At 66.0% G+C, this 17,902-nt stretch carries 11 protein-coding genes and 7 pseudogenes (1 of these 18 running past the window's edge); 7 read left to right on the top strand and 11 right to left on the bottom strand.

Translation table 11 applies throughout. The features are described 5' to 3' along the window. Window positions 1-85 precede the first annotated feature (85 nt). From ctaD to AC0IX7_RS07895, 9 genes and pseudogenes are all read right to left on the bottom strand, one after another. A pseudogene (ctaD, locus tag AC0IX7_RS07935) lies at window positions 86-2,620 on the bottom strand (cytochrome c oxidase subunit I); the annotation flags it as partial. Further along, entirely contained in the window at window positions 2,617-2,874 is a 258-nt protein-coding gene (locus tag AC0IX7_RS07930; protein ID WP_471811136.1) for a c-type cytochrome, read from the bottom strand. The pseudogene ctaD and the gene AC0IX7_RS07930, both read right to left, overlap by 4 nt. Before the next feature lie 149 nt (window positions 2,875-3,023). Continuing rightward, a pseudogene (locus AC0IX7_RS07925) lies at window positions 3,024-3,284 on the bottom strand (cupredoxin domain-containing protein); the annotation flags it as partial. Window positions 3,285-3,358: 74 nt separating this feature from the next. Continuing rightward, window positions 3,359-3,586, bottom strand: coding sequence for a hypothetical protein (locus AC0IX7_RS07920; RefSeq protein WP_471811135.1), 228 nt, complete (start codon window positions 3,584-3,586; stop codon window positions 3,359-3,361). A gap of 198 nt (window positions 3,587-3,784) precedes the next feature. After that, window positions 3,785-5,963 (bottom strand): annotated as a pseudogene (locus tag AC0IX7_RS07915) (TonB-dependent receptor). A gap of 229 nt (window positions 5,964-6,192) precedes the next feature. Further along, a pseudogene (locus tag AC0IX7_RS07910) lies at window positions 6,193-7,853 on the bottom strand (ATP-binding protein); the annotation flags it as partial. A gap of 36 nt (window positions 7,854-7,889) precedes the next feature. After that, window positions 7,890-8,327 (bottom strand): annotated as a pseudogene (locus AC0IX7_RS07905) (GAF domain-containing protein); the annotation flags it as partial. Next, window positions 8,324-9,097 carry a PAS domain-containing protein gene (locus AC0IX7_RS07900; protein ID WP_471811133.1) on the bottom strand — a complete coding sequence of 258 codons (774 nt, stop codon included), beginning with the start codon at window positions 9,095-9,097 and terminating at the stop codon, window positions 8,324-8,326. The pseudogene AC0IX7_RS07905 and the gene AC0IX7_RS07900, both read right to left, overlap by 4 nt. 263 nt (window positions 9,098-9,360) lie before the next feature. Then, window positions 9,361-10,149 (bottom strand): N-formylglutamate amidohydrolase, encoded by a 789-nt coding sequence (locus AC0IX7_RS07895; protein WP_471811131.1) that lies wholly within the window; start codon window positions 10,147-10,149, stop codon window positions 9,361-9,363. An 89-nt stretch (window positions 10,150-10,238) separates the two neighbouring features. Here AC0IX7_RS07895 and AC0IX7_RS07890 point away from each other — a divergent pair, with 89 nt between their 5' ends. The 3 genes from AC0IX7_RS07890 (at window position 10,239) to AC0IX7_RS07880 (ending at window position 12,377) form a co-directional block, all read left to right on the top strand. After that, the gene (locus AC0IX7_RS07890) at window positions 10,239-11,081 is read left to right on the top strand and encodes a transglutaminase family protein (RefSeq protein ID WP_471811129.1); all 843 of its coding nucleotides are present in this window, start codon (window positions 10,239-10,241) and stop codon (window positions 11,079-11,081) included. 37 nt (window positions 11,082-11,118) lie between these two features. After that, window positions 11,119-11,952, top strand: coding sequence for a transglutaminase-like domain-containing protein (locus AC0IX7_RS07885; protein WP_471811127.1), 834 nt, complete (start codon window positions 11,119-11,121; stop codon window positions 11,950-11,952). Window positions 11,953-12,041: 89 nt separating this feature from the next. Next, complete coding sequence (locus AC0IX7_RS07880) at window positions 12,042-12,377, top strand: hypothetical protein (protein ID WP_128454646.1); 336 nt, start codon at window positions 12,042-12,044, stop codon at window positions 12,375-12,377. Between the two features lie 51 nt (window positions 12,378-12,428). Here AC0IX7_RS07880 and AC0IX7_RS07875 read toward each other — a convergent pair whose 3' ends face one another. Then, window positions 12,429-13,022, bottom strand: coding sequence for a Crp/Fnr family transcriptional regulator (locus AC0IX7_RS07875; protein WP_471811125.1), 594 nt, complete (start codon window positions 13,020-13,022; stop codon window positions 12,429-12,431). Here AC0IX7_RS07875 and AC0IX7_RS07870 point away from each other — a divergent pair. Continuing rightward, window positions 13,021-13,158: a hypothetical protein gene (locus AC0IX7_RS07870; protein ID WP_471811124.1), complete on the top strand. Its 138-nt coding sequence runs from the start codon at window positions 13,021-13,023 to the stop codon at window positions 13,156-13,158. The two genes, AC0IX7_RS07875 and AC0IX7_RS07870, sit on opposite strands and share 2 nt — an antisense overlap. A 180-nt stretch (window positions 13,159-13,338) precedes the next feature. On the opposite strand, the gene AC0IX7_RS07865 is transcribed toward AC0IX7_RS07870, so the two are convergent. Beyond that, the gene (locus tag AC0IX7_RS07865; protein WP_471811122.1) at window positions 13,339-14,079 is read right to left on the bottom strand and encodes an arylesterase; all 741 of its coding nucleotides are present in this window, start codon (window positions 14,077-14,079) and stop codon (window positions 13,339-13,341) included. 22 nt (window positions 14,080-14,101) lie between these two features. Between AC0IX7_RS07865 and AC0IX7_RS07860 the strand changes: the two are divergent. The 3 genes and pseudogenes from AC0IX7_RS07860 to AC0IX7_RS07850 form a co-directional block, all read left to right on the top strand. Next, window positions 14,102-14,775, top strand: a pseudogene (locus AC0IX7_RS07860) (ABC transporter ATP-binding protein). Continuing rightward, window positions 14,772-17,262, top strand: a pseudogene (locus AC0IX7_RS07855) (ABC transporter permease). Before AC0IX7_RS07860 ends, AC0IX7_RS07855 begins: the two co-directional pseudogenes overlap by 4 nt. Before the next feature lie 12 nt (window positions 17,263-17,274). Continuing rightward, window positions 17,275-17,902, top strand: partial view of a YihY/virulence factor BrkB family protein gene (locus AC0IX7_RS07850; RefSeq protein WP_471811120.1) — the 5' portion only. The gene runs 5 nt beyond the window's last position; 628 of the gene's 633 nt are visible here — the first part of the coding sequence; it begins with the start codon at window positions 17,275-17,277; its stop codon lies off the right edge, out of view.

The following is a 17,902-nucleotide window of genomic DNA, read 5'->3' as shown; positions in this document are numbered from 1 at the left end:
CCAGAGCGTCACCTTTAGGTCGCGCGCCCAATGCTTTCGGTCGGACTCGGACTTCCGGCTGGACTTTGGCTCGGTCATGCGACCCCGGGAACAGGCCGATCGTGCAGAACGTCACGATGCCGGTCAGCGCGAGGAAATGGTGGTACACGGTGATGTTGCGCAGGTCCGCGTCATAGACCGGCGTCATCTTCCCCGCGAGGCTGCGGGCGAGCGTGTAGGCCTGCATGATGACCCCGATCGCGGCATGCACCGCGGTCCAGATCGCCAACGTCCAGACGATCGCGGGATAGACGTGGAGTTCGGGATCGAGCCCCGAATACCACGGTCCGGCAAGCCCGGCGAACAGGCTCGCCAGCGTCGCGACGATCCCGACCACCAGCAGCGCCCGGCCCGCACCGACGTTGCCGCGGCGATGCACTTCGCGCGCGCCGACGGTTGCGGCCCAGCCGGTTAAGGTCAGCGCGAGCGCGACCATCGGCCAGAACACGCCTGGCCCGTTGAGCCCAACTCCACTCGGCGGGAAATCATTGTGGATCGTCCAGAAGAAGAAATAGCCGAACACGAGGCCAGAGAACGCGGTCGCATCCGCCATCATCGTGATGAACATCGCCCACCAGCCCGGCGCCGACGGCCCGGAGGTGTAGAGCGGCACCTCGATACCATGGCCGATATGCTTGGTCGGCTTTTCGGGGATCTCGGCGGTCCCGGTCCACAGCCACCACAGCACGCACGCGAGCGTCGCGACGCCGCTGACCGCCGACCAGATATAAAGATGGTAGGTCGTCAGGATGAACACGCCCGCCAGGGCGACCGCGGTCATCATCGGCTTCACGCTCGGCGTACCGAGGCGGATCACCTGGAGGGGGCGCGCGTCGAGCACGGTGGTGATGATCGACTCGCGCCGCATCTCCTCCGCATCGGGCAGGAAGAAGCGCCCCTCGTCGACCTTCTGGACGAAGTTCTTCTGGTCCCAGATCGGATAGCGGCTCTCGATCAGCGGCACCGAACGGATACCCCAATCCTCGTCGTCCGGATGCGCGAGCCATTCGAGCGTGCCCGCATTCCACGGATTGCGCGGTGCCTTCGGACGGCGCGGTGAAAGCGCGAGGTCGATGCAGACGATCACGACGCCAGCTGCGAACATGTACGACCCGATCGTCGAGGCAAGGTTCAGCCCGCCGATCCCGAGTTCTTCCGGATAGGTGAAGACGCGGCGCGGCATGCCGAGCAGGCCGGACAGATGCATCGGGAAGAAGGTCAGATTCATGCCCACGAACATGATCCAGAACGCGATCCGCCCAAGCTTGTCGCTGAGCTTCTTCCCTGTCACCAGCGGCCAGTAATAATACAGCCCGGCGAACAGCGGCAGCAGCGTACCACCGATCAGCACGTAGTGGAGATGCGCGACGATGAAATAGGTGTCGTGCGCCTGCCAATCGAACGGCGCGACCGCGACCATCACACCGGTCAGGCCGCCGATCACGAACACGGCGAGGCTTCCGCTCGCGTACAGCAGCGGCGTCGATTTCTTGACGTTGCCAGCCCACAAAGTCGCGATGAACACGAAGATCTGCACCCCGGTCGGGATCGCCACTGCTTCCGACGCGGCCGCAAAGAAGGCGAGGCTGATCTTCGGCAGCCCGGTGGTGAACATGTGGTGGACCCACAGCCCGAAGCTCAGGAATGCGGTGCCGACCGCGGCCAGCACGATCCACGGATAGCCGAGCAAATGTCTTTGCGCGAACGTCGGGATCAGCATCGCGAACAGCGCGATCGACGGCAGGAAGACGATGTAGACTTCCGGATGCCCGAAGATCCAGAACAGGTGCTGCCAGAGGAGCGGATCGCCGCCCTTCTCCGCGTTGAAGAACGGCCAGTTCAGCAGCCGCTCCATCTCGAACAGCACGTCGCCCGCGATCAGCGGCGGGAACGCGAACAGGATCATCACCGCGACGACCAGGATGTACCAGGCGTAGAGCGGCATCAGGTTGAGGCGCATGCCGGGCGGGCGGCATTTCAGCACGCCGACGATTAGCTCGACCGCCGCGGCGACCGACGACACCTCGATGAAGCTCAGCCCCAGCATCCAGATATCCGCGCCGAGCCCGCTGAGGTCGGTGCGCGTCGTCAGCGGCGGGTACATGAACCAGCCGCCATCGGGTGCCGCATCGAAGAAGATCGAGCCCGACACGAACACGCCGCCGATCAGGAAGCTCCAATATCCGAACCCCGACAGTCGCGGAAACGGCAGGTCGCGCGCGCCGAGCAGCTGCGGCAACAGAATGATCGACACCGCCTCGAACATCGGCACCGCGAACAGGAACATCATCATCGAGCCGTGCAGCGTGAACAGCTGGTTGAAGGTGTTCGCGGTGACGAGGTCGTTGTTCGGCACCGCGAGCTGCGTGCGCATGATCAGCGCGAGCACGCCTGCGAACAGCATGAAGCCGAACGCGGTCAGCGTGTACCACACGCCGATCCGGTTGTTGTTGACGTCGGTCCAGCGGAAGAACCACCCCGATGGCGGCTTCCACACTTCGCGCAGGCGATCCTCCTGGCCCTTGCGGACCGCGGGATCGTTCTGGTCGGGGGCGACGTACTGGGCGCTCTCGGTGGTCATTTGAGCCCCTGAAGATAGCTGGCGATCTGGTCGGCTTCGGCGGCCGACATCTGCGGGAAGGCGGGCATCCGAACGCCCGGCTTGGTCTTGGCCGGGTTGCGGACGAAGCCGGCGATGTTGGCCTGGGTCATCGGCAGCACGCCGGCGGCGAGTGTCGGGCGTGAACCGAAATGCGTGAGATCCGGGCCGATCTTCGCGACCGGTCCGACACCGCGGACGCTGTGACAACCGCTACAGCCATAGCTCGCGAACAAGCGCGCGCCGGGGAGGCTGTGACGGTCGCGGGGCGGGCCTGCTCGGCGAGCCAGCGCTCGAACGCGGCGGGCTCCATCGCGATCACGTCGAACGCCATCAGCGCATGGCCGAGCCCGCAAAACTCGGCGCAGACGCCGCGGTACGTGCCGGCCTTGGTCGCGCGGACGACGAGGCGGTTGGTGCGGCCGGGGATCATGTCCATCTTGCCGGCGAGGCCAGGCACCCAGAAGCTGTGGATGACGTCGGGGCTGCGCAACGACAGCTCGACCGTGCGGCCGACGGGGAGGCGGAGTTCGTTCGCGGCCTCGACCACCGATCCCCCGGGCGGGGCATAGCGGACCCGCCACCAGAATTGCTCGCCCTCGACGCCGATGCGGAGATCGCCGTTGGCGACTTCGCGCGGGCGCATCGCAGGGAGCGCGTAGAGCAGCAGCGCAAGCAGGATGATCGAAGGGCCGATGCCGCCGAGCCACAGCACCAGCTTCATGCCCCCTTGTGCGTCAGCCGCCCCTCGGGCGCGCGCATCGCATGGCGCATGAGCAGCGCGAGGCCGCCAGCGAGAATGACGGCACCGATGACCAGGACGATGGTGATCGAGAGGACCTTGTCCGCCTCCTCACCGAATGGGGCAAGCGTCGACTGGTGCTGGTTGCACGCCGTCAACAGCGGCAGGCACGCGCCCACGGAAAGAGAAATAGCCTTCCGCATCATTACCTTGCCACCCGTTAGAAGAATTTCTCCTAGCGGCGGGGGCGGGGCGGCGTAAACCCGAAAATGACATTTGTTTCATGTTGGGGATGAAGCACTGTCCCTTCTGCGGGGGCTTTGTCTTCAGCGATGGTCCAGCGCGTCTCCTGCCCGTCACCCCAGCTTTCGCTGGGGTGACGGGCAGGCGGCGTGTAGCGGCTTTTACAGCCCGAAGCGTAGGGTCGCGCGGAAATCACGACCTGCAAGCGGTGCGAAGTCCTTCAGGAAGCTCGTCGCGCGCCGTGCGTTCACGTCGAACAAATTGTTCGCGCTCAGCAGCAGCGTCGTCTTCGGATCCTTCCCGAACGGGCTCAACCCGATCGACGCGTTGACCATCGTATAATCGTTGGTCTTCGTCTCGAACGCGGCGATCCGGTTCTGGTCGAACACATGCTCCACCTCGACGCGGCCGTTGATCCGGTCGCCCTGCGCCTCGATCCCGCCGAGCACGCGCATCGGCGGGATGCGCGGGACCGGGCCCTGATCGACGATGTTGGCGTGGACGTAATCGCCCAGCACGTCGGCGTTGACCGCATAGCCGCCGATCTGCGCGAGCTTGACCGATGCGTCCGCCTCGAACCCGTAATAGCGGGCGTTGGCCTGCTGATACTGGAAGCAGGGCAGGTCGACGGTGCGACCCGAAGGATCGGCCGCCGCCTGGCAGACCGACGGTGCGACCTGGTTCTCCGAGATGTAGTTCGAGAACCAGTTGTAATAGGCCGACGCGTCGAAGCTGAAGCCGTCGCCATGCGCGTGCAGCGTGCCTTCGAGCCCCCAGGACTTCTCCAGCTTGAAGTCCGGATTGCCCAGTTCATACGCCTGCGTGCCGGCATGCGCGCCGTTTGCGAACAATTCCTCGGCCGACGGCGCGCGCTCGGTCCGCGAGCCGTTCAGGCCGACGCGGATGCTGTCGGTCAGCGCGTAGGAGGCGCCGAGCGACCCCGAGACCGAATGATAGCTCTGGCTGCCACGGAAGAAGCGCAGGTCGTCCTCGGGCGTCCGTGCGGCGAGATCGGTGATCTCGTAGCGCACGCCGCCCTCGGCGCGGAACTTGCCTGATTCATACTGCTGGAGCGTGAAGAGCCCGGTCTGGTTGGTTTCGTTCTTCGGCAGGAATGCCTCGTCGCCGACCACGTTGAAGATCCGGTTGTAGAACTGCACGCCCGATGCGCCCTGCCAGCCGCCGCGGTTCGCCTGGACGACTTCGAGGCGTCCTTCGAGGCCTTTGTTGTAGAAGGCTGTGCCGACCGAATTGTCTTCCTCCAGCTCGAAATGGCGATAGCTCGCCTGGCCGACGCGGACGCGGATCTTGCTCAGCACGTCGCCGCCGGTGTCGATCTCGCCGCGCAGGTCGACGCGGTTTTGGACCACGTCGAGACGCGGCGCTTCCTGCTCCTGCCCGGCTTGCGTGGCGTAGCGGATCGGTACGCCGTACAGGCTGTCGTAATGGCTGTACGACACGCCGAGGCTGCCATTGTCGGTGATGATCGACGCGCCGGCGCCCGCCGTCCACGTCTCCGACTGCGTATTGGGGAGCTTGCCCTTCAACTGCGCCGATGCGGCATAGTCGATCGGATCGGCCTCGTTCGGATCGACGGGTGTGGCGGCGGCCGTGGCTGAGTGCCTGTGCCCGGGCGTCACGCGACAGGATATAGCCGCCGGTGCGCAGGTCGCCCGACTTCAGATACGAGCCATCCGCATGCAGCACGAGGTGCTGGCCGACCGCGACGTCGCCCGCCATGCCGCCCGAGCGTTCGTTCGCCGCCGAGCCATAATTGGCGATGCCGTTCAACCGGTAGCCGTTCTCGGGCACCGACCGCGGGATACGCGTGTCGATAACGTTGACGACGCCGCCGACCGCCGACGTGCCATATAGAAGCGCGCTGGGGCCGCGGAGGATCTCGATACGCTCGGCGAGCAGTGGATCGATGATGACCGCGTGGTCGACCGAAGTGTTCGAGACGTCGATCGAGCCGATCCCGTCGGTCAGCACGCGGATCCGGTCGCCCTGGAAGCCGCGCAGGATCGGACGCGAGGCGCTCGGCCCGAACGACGACGCCGACACGCCGGGCTGGCGCGCGAGCGTCTCGCCGATCGACGGGCGCAACTGGCGCGTGAGTTCCTGGCCGGTGAGGACGGTCGTGCCCTGCAACACGTCGCGCTCGCTCGTCTGGAGCGGTGCGGTGACGATGATGTCGCGCTGATTGGTCGAGCTGACCGACGTCGAGGCGGGCGCCGGGGTAGGGGCGGGCGTCGCGGGATCCGTCGCGGCGGTCTGAGCGTGAGCCTGAGAGGCGAGGAGGGCAGCCAGGGCGGTGGCGCCGAACAGCATCGTCTTCATGAAATTCCCTTATCGTCGGGGTGTTGTCCCTGTACGAGTCGCCGGGTAAATTTGATGATACATCATATCAAGTGACAATATTGCCATCTCCGCACTTGGGAGTCCGGCTGTTACCGCAAGGCAACACAGATCATCGCGCTGTCTGGCATGGGAAGCCCATGCTGTTAGGGGCGGGCGGACGACACGCATCGATCGACGATCGGGTTCAAGATCGTCGCAGCGCGCAAACTTATCGCGCGGTAATCAACGCCTTGATCCGCCCGGCCAGCGCTTCCATCGCGAACGGCTTTGTCATCACGTGCATACCCGGATCGAGGAAGCCGTTGCCGACCACTGCATTCTCCGCATAGCCGGTGATGAAGAGGATCTTCAGGTCGGGCCGCCCGACGCGTGCTGCATCGGCCATCTGGCGTCCGTTCATTCCGCCCGGCAGCCCGACATCGGTTACCAGCAGGTCGATCCGCGCTGACGATTGCAGCAGTTTAAGCCCGAGGCACCATCCGCCGCCTCTATCGCCGCATAGCCGAGTTCTTCCAGCACCTCGATCACGAGCATCCGTACGGTCGGTTCGTCATCGACCACCAGCACGGTTTCGCCGTCGAGCGCGCGCGGGGCGTCGGCGAGTTCGGCATCGACGCCGGCGTCTTCCGCCTCGCCGAAATGCCGCGGTAGATAAAGGCAGACGTTGGTGCCGTCGCCGACCTCGGAATAGATTCGCACTTGGCCGCCCGACTGTCGGGCGAACCCGTAGATCATCGACAGCCCGAGTCCGGTGCCGAGCCCGAGCGGCTTGGTCGTGAAGAACGGGTCGAACGCCTTGGCGATCACCTCGGGCGGCATCCCGGTGCCAGTATCCGATACGCTGAGCGAGACATATTGGCCGGGTTCGAGTTCGCGTTCGCGCGCAGTCCGTGCATCGATCCAGCGATTGGCGGTCTCGATCGTCAGCCGCCCGCCCTCGGGCATCGCGTCGCGCGCGTTGATGCACAGGTTGAGCAGCGCGTTCTCCAACTGGTTCGGATCGACCAGCGTGGCCCACAGCCCGACCGCCTCGACGACCTCCACCTCGATGGCGGGACCGACCGTCCGCCGCACCAGATCCTCCAGCCCTGAAACGAGCCGATTGACGTCGGTCGGCTTGGGATCGAGCGTTTGCCGGCGGGAGAAGGCCAGCAAGCGGTGGGTCAGCGCCGCGGCGCGCTTGGCGGCGCCCTGTGCGGCGATCGAATAGCGCTCGACATCGTTCAGCCTCCCTTGCGCGATGCGGATGCCGAGCAGTTCCAAACTGCCGGTAATGCCGGTCAGGAGGTTGTTGAAATCATGCGCGATTCCGCCCGTCAACTGGCCGACCGCCTCCATCTTCTGGCTCTGGCGCAGCGCTTCCTCGGTCGCCATCAGGTCGCGCGTCCGGGCTGCGACCTGCTCCTCGAGCGTCTCGTTCCAGCGGACCAGCTCGGCGGCCTGGCGGCGGCTGTCGTCGATATCGGTGTTGGTACCGACCCAGCGCAGGATCGTACCGTCGGCGGCGCGGACCGGATCGGCGCGGACCAGGAACCAGCGGTAGATGCCGTCCTTCCCCCGAGCGCGAAACTCGGCGCTGTAGCGCTCACCGGTTGTGAGGGATCGCTTCCAAGCCTTTGTTGCAGCAGGAGAGTCTTCAGGGTGCACTTGGTTCGCCCAGCTGCGCGTGCCGTCGAGCGCACCGGGTTCGAGGCCGTTGAACGCATAGACCTGCTGGTTGAACCAATAGAGATGGCCGTCCGGCCGTGCCGCCCAGATCTGGTTGGGCACTGCCTCGGCGAACACGCGGAACTGTTCTTCGCTGGCGCGGCGGGCATTCTCGGCGCGCAGGCGCTCGGTCGCGGTGCGGACGCGTTCGGCGACCTCGCGCATCAGCAACAGGTCGTCCTCGGTCCACACGCGCGGCGTCGCGTGATTGGCGTAGAGCAAGGCGACGAAATCGTCCTGCTCGACCAATGGCATGTTGACGAACGCGGCCGCGCTGATCGCCTTCAGCACGTCGCCTGTTTCACGGGTGCGCGGGTCGAGATCGACATCGGCGATGGCTACGGTGCGACCGACCTTCAGGTCCTCGATATAGGATCCGTGGTCGCGAAACCGGAGCGTTCCGGCGATCGTCGTGATCCCCGGCGCGTTCCAGTCGCGTTCGACGGTGATCGTCTCTCGCACCGTGTCGATCACGCCATAGCCGACCCGGCTGACCTGCAGCGCGGTGCCGAGGATGGCCGACGCGGCATAGGCGATCTCGTCGGGTCCGGTCAGGTCACGGATCGCATCGCCCAGCTCGAGCAACGCGTGTTGCCGAAGGTCGGCCTGCTTGCGTTCGGTAATGTCGAAGCTCACCCCGAAAAGCGCAGTGGCGAGCCGTCTGCCGCCAGTCGACACCGGCCCTGCGCGGCGATCCACCGGATCGCGCCGTCGGACTGGGCCACGCGGTATTCCGCGGAGAAGTCGCCGCCCGCCTCCATCGCATCGGCCACGCGGCAGCGGGTCGCCGGCAGATCGTCGGGATGGACGCAGGCGAAATACCGTTCGAGTGGCGCACCCTTGCGAGCCATCTCGACCGGCACGCCATATTGTCGCGCGAACCGTTCGTCGGCTTTGATCCTGTCGTTGGGAACGTCCCAGTCCCAGGTGCCGATCCCGTTGCCCGCGGTCAGCGCCTGGGTAAGGCGGTCCTCGCTCTCTTGGGTCTGCAGCGCGGCGCGGCGGCGGTCCGATACGTCGTTGAACAGGATCGCGACTAGGTGCGCGTCGGGTGCGCCGATCCGGAACGCATTTACCTCGAACCAGCGATCCATCGGGTCGGAGCCGTGATCGAACCGCACCGGGTCGCCGGTCAGTGCGACCTTGCCGTACGTCTCGAACCAGAATTGCTCGAGATCGGGAACGAGTTCGCGTGCAGTACGGCCGACCGCATCGAGCAGCCCGGTCTGTTGCTCGAACTGCGGATTGACCTCGACGAAACGGTAATCGATCGCCGTCCGATGCTGGTCGAAAAGGACTTCGATGATGCAGAATCCCGCGTCGATCGCCTCGAACAGAGCCTTGTATCGCTCCTGCGCCGGGATTGGGATCTGGTCGGGCGCCGTGGGCGGGGGCGTGGACTGCATCAGGCTCGAATTTCAAACAGAGGGGTGGTCACATCTTTGGCCGCCGAGCGAACGCACCAGACCGCCAAGATGATCCGCGATCCGATTGCGGCTGCGACGGCACGGCCAAGCCGAACCCGAAGCACTCTGATCCTCCCCCGCGAGGGGAGGTGGCGCCGGAGGCGACGGAGGGGAGGAGCACGGAACAGTGGTTACGCCCTTCCTCCCCTCCGTCTGGCAAGCGCCAGCCACCTCCCCTAGCGGGGAGGATCGTGAATGTGGAACTACAGCGAGCCCAGCGCCGCCGGCAGCACCCGCGCCAGCCGCTCGGCCCAAGCCGCACACCCCTCGCTCGACCCTAGCAGATCCTGCCGCACCTCGATCTCAGCATATAGCCGACGCTGCGGATACGCATGACGTGGGATGGTATAGTCGATCAGGTCCATGCGGTACGGTTCGTTGTCGCCCACCACCAGGTCCGCCTCGTTGCGCAACGCATCGAGCAGTGCATGCGCGAACGCGGTGTCTCCCCCGTCGTGCAGGATGCCGATATGCCAAGGCCGCGCCTGGTCCCGCAACGCGCCCTTCATCGCCGGCGTGAAGCTGTGCAGCGCGACCAGCACCGTCGTCATCCCCGCCGCATCGCGCCGCGCGATCTCCGCCGCGATGGCGTCCTGATACGGCGTGTGGATCTTCGCGAACCGGGTCGCGCGGTCGGCCTCACCGAGCCTCGCATTGCCCGGCACCACGGTCCCGTCGCTCACCTCGGCGATCAGATCCGGCTGGCTCGGGCTCCGGTTGCAATCGATCACCAGTCGCGAATAGCTTTGCCGGACGAACACCGCGTCGAGCTTCTCTGATAGCAGCGCGCCGAGTTCGCCGATGCCGATGTCCCAGCCGATGTGCCGCGACAACTCCGCATCGCTCAGGCCCAGCGACCCCAGCGCCTTCGGTACGGCATTTCCCGCATGATCGCCTATCAACAGGAACGATGACGCACCTTTGGGGTTGATTACCCTGACCGGTGCGGCATCTTCGGTCCCAAGCAGCGTTTGGCTGGCAGTGCTGTTCATGCGACGTGGATCCTCGATGCCATCTCTAACTCTCTCATGTAACCAAATACTCGTATCGCCAACCGGTTGCGTTCGGCGAACACCGGATCATGGTCCGACCGCGCGAAAGCTACGACCAGCGCCTGATCGATGCCACGCTGACGATAAGCCCCGAGCCCTCGGACATCCGCTGGCTGCACGACGTGTTCGGCAATTCGGTAGCGATCGCCACCTTCGCCAAGCGGGCGAAGGACCTCTTGATCGATAGCACCGTCCACCTCGATCACACGCCGGGGGAATTGCAGCGGGTCGATATCGAGCGGTATGCGCGTTTCTATCCGTTCACCTATTCGTCGGAGGAGATGCCCGACCTGCTCCGCTCGATCGAGCGTCAGCATCACGATCCGCTGCGCGAGATCGACACCTGGGCGCGCCGGTTCGTCGCGCCGGGCGGGCAGACCGATACGCTCGCCATGCTCTCCGAGATGACCGCGGCGATCAAGCGCGAGTTCACCTATGTGCAGCGCCCCGAAAAGGGCACGCAGTCGCCGATCGAGACGCTCGCCAAGCGCAAGGGCACCTGCCGAGACTATGCGATGCTGATGATCGAGGCGGTCCGCGCGCTCGGTTTCGCGGCGCGGTTCGTGTCGGGCTATGTCTACAATCCGACACGTCGAGAGCATCGCACCGGTGGCGGCAACACACATGCCTGGGTGCGCGTCTATATCCCTGGCTCGGGCTGGGTCGAGTTCGACCCGACCAACGGCATCGTCGGCAATCGCGGTCTCGTCCGCGTCGCAGTCGCGCGCGACATCTACCAAGCGGTGCCCGTCTCCGGCACTTGGAGCGGCTTTCCCGGCAGCTTCCTCGACATGAGCGTGTCGGTCGACATCACCGTCGACGAAGACTCGAACGAGCACTCCGACCACCACCAATCATCACACACTGCGTGACATACGGCGCGAAACACTGCGCCCAAGGGGGACATCGATGCTGATCCGGGCTGGTTATGACATTCGTTTCGAAACCGACGTCGAGACACCGATGCTGGCGATGCTCAGCGTGCATCCGTCGCGCAATAAGGATTTCGTGACCCCGCACCGGATCGCCGCCGATCCCGACGTGCCGACCTATGATTATCTCGACGCGTTCGGCAACGTGTGCACGCGGTTCACGGTGCGCAGCGGCGGCCTCACCCTGTCCTGCGACTTCACGATCGAGGACAGCGGCCTGCCGGATTCGGTCTCCCCCGACGCGGTCCAGCATGCGGTGCACGATCTCCCCGACGACATCCTGATCTACCTGCTCGGCAGCCGCTATTGCGAGACCGACCGCCTGTCCGAGACCGCCTGGTCGCTGTTCGGGCACGTCCCCGCCGGCTGGCAGCGCGTCCAAGCGATCGTCGACTTCACGCACAACCATGTCGAGTTCGGCTATCATTTCGCGCGGTCGACCAAGACCGCGTGGGACGTCTACCAGGAACGCCAAGGGGTCTGCCGCGATTTCGCGCACCTCGCGGTCACCTTGTGCCGCTGCATGAACATCCCCGCACGCTATTGCACCGGCTATCTCGGCGACATTGGCATCCCGCCGGTCGACGCGCCGATGGACTTCTCCGCATGGTTCGACGTGTATCTTGGCGGTACATGGCACACGCTCGACGCGCGGCACAATCGCCCGCGGATCGGCCGGATCCTGATGGCGCGCGGGCGCGACGCGACCGATACCGCGCTCACCACCAGCTTCGGCCCCGCCCGTCTGGTCGGCTTCGACGTCCACACCGACGAGGTCGAAGCGTCAGGCCGGGTCGAGCAGGCGGGCTAAACCGGCTATAGTGTCAAGTTAGGCCTTGTCGCATGTAGCGCGTTCGGCCTAACGGCACCGATCCCCTAACTTATGCTGCGATGCACAACATGACCTCGACCCCAGACCAGTCCGCCCCGTCCAATGCAAACGCGCTGCTGTTGCAGGCGATCGCGCTGCGCCAGTGCATCACCGCGACCTATAACCGGATGGTCTGCACGCTGGCGCCGCACATCCTCTACACCAAGCATGACGACGTTTTCGTCGACGCGATCACGCTCGAGCGCGACGGTCAGCCGCCCAAGGAGATCAAGCTCGGCACGTTCAAGCTCGCCGGTCTGAAGGATATTGAGGTGATCGATCGCCCGTTCGTCCCCGACGCGATCTTCAACCCCGGCGACATCAAATACGACCGCGTCACGCTGTTCGTCGTCGACCGCACCTGACGCTGCCCAAATGATCCTCCCCTGGCGGGGAGGATCAAGAAACGATCGTTCTCAAGCCGCGGGCGGCAACCAGGCCGTCTCGATCTCGCCATACCGATCGGTAAACCCGGTCGTCGCGACCAGTGCGGCCTCGTCGACGATCCGCACCCGACGCCCGTTCCGCTCGATCACACCCGCCTTCTCCAGCGCCCGGATCGTCCGGTTGACGTGCACCTTGGTCAGCCCCAGCGCATCGCCGATATCGGTCTGCGTCAGCGGCAGGTCGAACGAGTCGACGATCCCGCCCGCCGTCACGCGCAGCCGGGCCATGATGTCGAGCAGCAACGTCGACAGCCGCTCGCTCGCGCCCATCCGCCCGATCGTCGTCAGCCGGTCGCTCATCGCGACGTTCTCGGCGGCAGCGATGGCATAGAGCAATCCGGCGATCCGCGGGTGCGCGCGGAACAGCAGCCCGAGTTCGGTCTTCGGCAGTTCGATGACCCAGCAGTCCGAGATAGCGGTCAGCGTCGCCGCCGCCTGCGACCAGGCCATGCTCGACGTGCCGATCAGGTCGCCGGCATAATGGAAGCGCAGGATCTGCCGGCCGCCGGTGATCCAGCTTAGTCGAGGAATGCAGCCATCCCTGGCGCACGACGTACAGCGCATGGCTCTCGCCACCTTCCGCCATCAGGATGTCGCCGGCCTTCAACCGGCGCTCGCCCCGCTCGGCCCGCGTGATCGCCTCGCGCTCCGCATCGGTCAGATCGAGATGTCGACCAAGCCGTGCGATCAAACCGCTTAATTGCATTGCATCGCCCTGTATGTCCTAGCCCTCTGTATCCCTCATGTCGGCGTTGCACCAACCGCGCGCCCTGTGAAAGGGGAATGCAAGCCACTCGATGTGACGAACTTGGACGATCGTGCGATGGCCCCGCCGACTGTTTCCGACCCGAATACAGAACTGCCTGCCAAGTATTTCCAATCATTCGGCCTTTTTCAAAGCATTCTCGACGATCGGTGCGACCCGGTCCGCAATCTTGTTTACGCCGGTTTGATTGGGATGGACGTGATCCGCCTGCATCAACTGTGCATTGCCGATCACGCCGTTCAGAATGAACGGATAGAGCGTCGCATTGTAACGTTTCGCAAGATCGGGCCATATCGCATTGAACTGCGAAGAGAAGTCCGGTCCGAGGTTGGGCGGCGCCATCATCCCCGTCAGCACGACCGGGATTCCGCGTCGCTTCGCCTCGTCGAGCATCGCGGTCATATTCGTGCGCGTCTCGGCCGGCGAAATCTGCCGCAACACATCGTTGCCACCGAGTCCGATCAATACCAGATCCGGCTTGCGCGCCATGTTGTCGAGCGCGAACGCGAACCGCTGCCGCCCCGCTGCGCTCGTGTCGCCCGAGACGCCGGCGTTGACGATCGTCGCGTTCATGCCGTCGCGCCGCAGTCGCGCCTGCACCGCGTCCGGCAGGCTCTGGCCGCGGTCGAGCCCATAGCCCGCGTACAGACTGTCGCCGAAGGCCAGGATCAGCCGCTCGGGTCCGCTCGGGGCGGGCGCTTCCACGACCGGTGCGACTGCGTTCGTAGTGGCAGCCGGGGCAGGGGCCTCCGCCGCCTGATCGCACGCGCTCAACAGCGCGGCTTGGAGAAGCGCCAGTCCGCCCCCATAAAGAGGCCAGCGTCGCATCTGTTTCTCCAAGATATTGGTCTCCATGTCCGAACCTGCTTCCGCCGATATGGTGATCTCGGCGCGCGATGTCACGCTGACACTCGGCGCCGCCACCGCCGCGACGACGATCCTCAAGGGCATCGATCTCGATATCGCCCGCGGCACCAGCGTCGCGCTGCTCGGGCCATCCGGGTCGGGCAAGTCGTCGCTGATGGCGATCCTTTCCGGACTGGAACAGGCGAGCGGCGGGCGTGTGGAGGTCGCCGGGCTCGATTTCGGCACGCTGGACGAGGACGCATTGTCCAGGGCACGGCGCGGGCGGATCGGGATCGTCCTCCAGGCCTTCCACCTGTTACCGACGATGACCGCGCTCGAGAATGTCGCGGTGCCGATGGAACTGGCGGGGATGCCGGACGCCTTCGCGCGCGCCGAGGCCGAACTGGGCGCGGTCGGCCTTTCGCATCGTATCGGCCATTACCCGACGCAATTGTCGGGGGCGAGCAACAGCGCGTGGCGATCGCCCGTGCGCTCGGGCCGAGGCCGGATATCGTCTTCGCCGACGAACCGACCGGCAACCTCGATGCGACGACCGGCACCGCGATCATGGACCTGCTGTTCGACCACCGCGCGGTTACCGGCGCGACGCTGATCGTCATCACCCACGACCCCGCCCTCGCGGCACGCTGCGATCGCACCGTTGAACTCGCCGACGGCCGGATCGTCTCGGACCGCCTGCGGTGAACGACTGGCGGCTGGCGTGGCGGCTTGCGCGGCGCGAACTCGACCTGCGGTTTCGCGGGCTGCGGCTGTTGCTCGCCTGCCTGTTCCTCGGCGTCGGTGCGCTGGCCGCGATCGGCAGCCTGACGCGGGCGATCGACACCGAACTGGCATCTCGCGGTAGCGCGATCCTCGGCGGCGACGTCGAGTTCGCCGCGTCTCAGCGCGCCGCGACCCCGCCGAACGTGCTGCGATGGCGCGGCTGGGGATTGTCTCCGAAACCGTGCGCATGCAGGCGATGGCGGTGCGCGGCACCAACAGCGTCCCGATCGAACTCAAGGGCGTCGATCGCGCCTATCCGCTATACGGTACGCTGGCCCTGCGCGGCGATGTGGCAACGGTGCTAGATGCCAACACCGTCCTGATCGTGCCGGCGCTGGCCGGCCGCCTCGGGATCGCGCCCGGCGCTCAACTCAAGCTCGGCACCGCGACCTTCACGGTCGGCGGCATCGTCACGGGCGAGCCGGACCGGTTGGGCGAAGGATTCACGCTCGGCCCGGTCGCGATCGTCTCGCTCGCCGGTATCGCGCGAACCGGGCTGGTCCAGCCAGGCAGTCTGTACGAAAGCAAATATCGCGTCCGCCTGCCGACCGGCGCATCGCCGACCAGTGCCGTCGACCGCTTCAAGGCGGCGTTCGCGACCGCCGGATGGGAAACCAAGACGCGCGATCGCGCCGCACCCGGCGCCGAGCGCTTCGTCGATCGCATGGGGCAGTTCGTGCTGCTGGTCGGGCTATCGGCGCTGGTCATTGCCGGGATCGGCGTCGGCAACGGCGTATCCTCCTATCTCGCCGCGCGTCGCGGAGCATCGCCGCGTTGAAGGTGCTCGGCGCGACGTCGGGGATCATCGCGCGGATCTACGTGCTGCAGGTGGCGGTCGTCGCGGCGATCGGCATCGCCGCCGGGCTGGTCGCAGGCGTCCTCACCGTGCCGCTGATCGTGTGGCTAGCGGGGACGTGCTGCCCGTCGCGCCGCGCTTCACGCTCCAAGTCGCGCCGTTGGCGCTCGCCGCGGCGTATGGCATGCTGATCGCGCTCGCGTTTACCGCACCGCCTTTGATCGAGGCCGGTCGCATTCCCGCCGCCGGACTGTTGCGCGGCGTGCCGGGCGAGCGCCCCGTGCCGTTGCGCAAGGCCCTGCCATGGGTGCTCGGCGCCGGCGCCGCGATCGTCGCGCTCGCGTTGCTCACCGCCGAACAGCCCGCACTGAGCGCCGGGTTCCTGGCGGCGGTGGCCGGCGTGCTGGCACTCCTGGCGGTGTTCGGATGGGGCGTCCGGCGGAGTGCCGCACTGTTGCCCCGATCGCGCCGCCCGCTGCTCCGACTGGCGATCGCTGGCCTCCACCGCCCCGGCGCAAGGACCGGCACGCTGGTCGTCGCGCTCGGGCTGGGACTGACGCTGTTCGTCCTGCTGGCGGCGATCCGCACCAGCATCGACGCTAATATCGAACGCTCCGTACCACAGCGTGCGCCGGCCTTGTTCGCGCTCGACGTCCCGCCCGATCGCGAAGCCGATTTTCGCCGGACTGTCGAAGGCATCGCGATCCACCCGGTGATCCGCACCGTGCCGGCGATGCGCGGCACGATCACCGGCTACGGGACGACGCGGGTCGCCGACCTGAAGACCCTGCCCGAAGGCGCCTGGGCGTTGCGCGGCGAACGTGGCCTGACCTATTCCGCGACCCTGCCCGAGGGCAGCGAACTGACCGCCGGCCGGTGGTGGCCGCGTAATTACCGCGGCCCACCTCGTCTCGATCGACGAGCGTCTGGCGAAGGTGCTCGATCTCAAGATCGGCGATCCGCTCACCTATACCCTGCTCGGCGTCGAGCGGACCGCGCGGATAGCGTCGTTCCGGCGGATCAGCTGGGATACGCTCGGCTTCAACTTCGTCATGGTGTTCTCGCCCAACGCCATCGAGGATGCGCCGCACAACCTGGCGGCGACGATCGATCTGGCGCCGGGCGAGGAATCGATGGTGATGCGCGCCTTGCTGCCCCGCTTCCCGTCGGTATCGGTGATCGAGGTGCGCGGCGTGCTGGGGCAGGTCCGCGCGATCGTCTCGCAGATGGCGACCGCGATCACCGCGGCGGCGTCGGTCGCGATCCTCGCCGGTATCGCCGTGCTGATCGGTGCGATCGCCGCCGCACGCGAGGCGCGCACCTATGACGGCGTGATCCTGCGCACGCTCGGCGCGACGCGACGCCAGGTGCTCGCGGTGCAGGCGCTCGAATACGCTTTCCTGAGCATCGTGCTTTCGCTTCTCGCGCTCGCGCTTGGACTCGGTGGCGCGTGGTATGTCGTCACGCAGCTGTTCAGCTTTCAGTGGCTGCCGGATTATGCGGCGGTCGCAGCGACGCTGATCGGCGGGGCGGGGCTGACGATGGCGATCGGGTTGATCGGCGCGTGGCCGATCCTCGGCGCCCGCCCGGCACAGGCCTTGCGGCAACTCTGACGGCACGTTTGCGTGCGCACGGCGTTGGGTCGGAGGATATCGGGACCAAGGGGCAAGACGCTGAGCAAAGGTGAGTTACGAGCCGAGCATGAGGCCACCAGCCCGTGGTCGATGTCGGCCCGCGAATGGTGGAAGGTCCTGAAGCGGACCTGGACCGAGGCGGGCGAAGACAATATCGGCCTCATCGCGGCCGGCACCGCGTTCTACGGGTTCGCCGCGATCGTGCCGCTGCTCGCGTCGATCGTCCTGATCTACGGTCTCGTCGCCGATACCGAAACCGTCGTTGCCAACATTCGCGCGCTGTTCCACGTCCTCCCCGACGATGCCGCGCGCGTGATCGGCGACCAGCTCACCACCGTGGTCGGCACGTCCGAAGGCAAAAAGGGCTTCGGTCTCGTGATCGCGCTCGGTATCGCTCTATATGGCGGCACGAAGGGCGCCTCGTCGATCGTCACCGCGCTCAATATCGCCTATGAACAACGCGAGACCCGCGGATTCATCATGCTGAACCTGCTCGCCTTCGCGATCACCGGCGGCGCGGTGGTGCTGGCCTTGGTCGCGGCGCTGTCGACTGCGGCGTTTGCGTTGCTCGACGGCTTGATCCCGAACGCCCCCACGTCCTGCTCGTCGCGATCCGGCT

Source organism: Sphingomonas sp. AC411, assembly GCF_979253035.1.
Note: the sequence above shows the minus strand (reverse complement) of the source record. Positions and strands in the feature narration are given on the sequence as shown.

What these genes read in the sequence shown, in the direction of transcription:
- AC0IX7_RS07920 (WP_471811135.1), bottom strand. Translation starts at nt 3,586, where the DNA reads ATGATGCGGAAGGCTATTTCTCTTTCCGTGGGCGCGTGCCTGCCGCTG.
- AC0IX7_RS07900 (WP_471811133.1), bottom strand. Translation starts at nt 9,097, where the DNA reads ATGCAGTCCACGCCCCCGCCCACGGCGCCCGACCAGATCCCAATCCCG.
- AC0IX7_RS07895 (WP_471811131.1), bottom strand. Translation starts at nt 10,149, where the DNA reads ATGAACAGCACTGCCAGCCAAACGCTGCTTGGGACCGAAGATGCCGCA.
- AC0IX7_RS07890 (WP_471811129.1), top strand. Translation starts at nt 10,239, where the DNA reads ATGGTCCGACCGCGCGAAAGCTACGACCAGCGCCTGATCGATGCCACG.
- AC0IX7_RS07885 (WP_471811127.1), top strand. Translation starts at nt 11,119, where the DNA reads ATGCTGATCCGGGCTGGTTATGACATTCGTTTCGAAACCGACGTCGAG.
- AC0IX7_RS07880 (WP_128454646.1), top strand. Translation starts at nt 12,042, where the DNA reads ATGACCTCGACCCCAGACCAGTCCGCCCCGTCCAATGCAAACGCGCTG.
- AC0IX7_RS07870 (WP_471811124.1), top strand. Translation starts at nt 13,021, where the DNA reads ATGGCTCTCGCCACCTTCCGCCATCAGGATGTCGCCGGCCTTCAACCG.
- AC0IX7_RS07875 (WP_471811125.1), bottom strand. Translation starts at nt 13,022, where the DNA reads ATGCGCTGTACGTCGTGCGCCAGGGATGGCTGCATTCCTCGACTAAGC.
- AC0IX7_RS07865 (WP_471811122.1), bottom strand. Translation starts at nt 14,079, where the DNA reads ATGGAGACCAATATCTTGGAGAAACAGATGCGACGCTGGCCTCTTTAT.